Origin of the sequence: Marinobacter sp. UBA2498, assembly GCF_002341575.1 — a bacterium.
GTDB lineage: Bacteria > Pseudomonadota > Gammaproteobacteria > Pseudomonadales > Oleiphilaceae > Marinobacter > Marinobacter manganoxydans.
Genome location: NZ_DDOI01000137.1, coordinates 25,278 through 26,466 on the forward strand (window position 1 = coordinate 25,278; position 1,189 = coordinate 26,466).

Annotated in this window: 4 protein-coding genes; all 4 read left to right on the forward strand. The window is 62.8% G+C overall.

What is annotated here, in order from left to right; all coding sequences use genetic code 11:
• A partial coding sequence (locus B2W52_RS18995) for an urease accessory protein UreD (RefSeq protein WP_286803908.1) occupies window positions 1-388 on the forward strand: 388 nt, incomplete at its 5' end.
• A 41-nt stretch (window positions 389-429) separates the two neighbouring features.
• On the forward strand, window positions 430-732 hold the full coding sequence (ureA, locus tag B2W52_RS19000; protein ID WP_008175208.1) for an urease subunit gamma: 303 nt from the start codon (window positions 430-432) through the stop codon (window positions 730-732).
• A gap of 12 nt (window positions 733-744) precedes the next feature.
• Window positions 745-1,062, forward strand: coding sequence for an urease subunit beta (locus B2W52_RS19005; protein WP_273070616.1), 318 nt, complete (start codon window positions 745-747; stop codon window positions 1,060-1,062).
• The coding region (locus B2W52_RS19010) for a hypothetical protein (protein WP_286803914.1) at window positions 1,059-1,189 on the forward strand (131 nt) is incomplete at its 3' end. The genes B2W52_RS19005 and B2W52_RS19010, both read left to right, overlap by 4 nt.

The following is a 1,189-nucleotide window of genomic DNA, read 5'->3' on the forward strand; positions in this document are numbered from 1 at the left end:
CCCGGCCAGCAAACTGCCGTTTGTCTCGGGCCACCTGGAGCAGAAATTCCGCCTGCTGATGGACGGCCGCCCCCTGTGGCTGGAACGCCAGCTTATGGAACCGGACCACGCCCGGTTCAAAGGCCACTGGGGCCAGGGCGGCGCCACCGTGCAGGCAACCCTCTGGGTGGTCGGCCTGGACGACGAAGCCGGCGCCATTGAAGAACTCAGGGAAACCCTGCCGGAAAGCCACCGCTGGGCGGTGACCCGCCGCCGGGGTGTCCTGCTGCTGCGCTACCTGGGGCAGGAACGAAACGAAGCCTGGGCGCTGTGCCAGCAGGCCTGGGAACTGATCAGACCAAGACTCACCGGCCAGCCTGCCAGCGTTCCCCGAATCTGGCTGACCTGAATAACAAGCAGAATGCGACGCGATCAACGGAGCAAACAACGATGGAATTAACGCCAAGAGACAAAGACAAACTGCTGCTGTTCACCGCAGCCCTGCTGGCCGAGCGCCGCAAAGCGAAAGGCCTGAAGCTCAACTACCCGGAAGCCGTGGCCCTGATCAGCGCCGAAATCATGGAAGGCGCCCGCGAGGGCCGCACCGTGGCCGAACTGATGACCGCCGGTACCGAAGTCCTCACCCGTGATGACGTGATGGACGGCATCGCCGAAATGGTCGACGAAGTGCAGGTGGAAGCCACCTTCCCCGACGGCACCAAGCTCGTCACCGTCCACAACCCGATTGTCTAAGGAGCAGACGCCATGATCCCCGGTGAATACCAACTCAAAGACGGCGACATCGAACTCTGTGAAGGCCGCGAGCGCATCCAGATAGAGGTGGCCAATACTGGCGACCGCCCGATCCAGATCGGCTCTCACTACCACTTTGCCGAAGCCAACCCGGCGCTTGATTTCGACCGCGCCAAGGCCCGTGGCTACCGCCTGGACGTGGCGGCCGGCACGGCCATCCGCTTCGAACCCGGCCAGAGCCGCAAAGTGACACTGATCCCGTTCGCCGGAGGCCGTGAAATCTACGGTTTCCGGCAGGAAGTCATGGGCAAACTGGAGGGCCAGAAATGAAAATCACCCGACAAGCCTACGCCGACATGTACGGCCCAACCACCGGCGACCGGGTAAGGCTCGGCGACACCGACCTGTGGATTGAAGTGGAAAGCGACGCCGCCCACTACGGCGATGAAGTAAAGTT

Excerpts from the sequence above, each read along its gene's own strand:
- ureA (WP_008175208.1), top strand. The coding sequence starts at position 430 with ATGGAATTAACGCCAAGAGACAAAGACAAACTGCTGCTGTTCACCGCA.
- B2W52_RS19005 (WP_273070616.1), top strand. The coding sequence starts at position 745 with ATGATCCCCGGTGAATACCAACTCAAAGACGGCGACATCGAACTCTGT.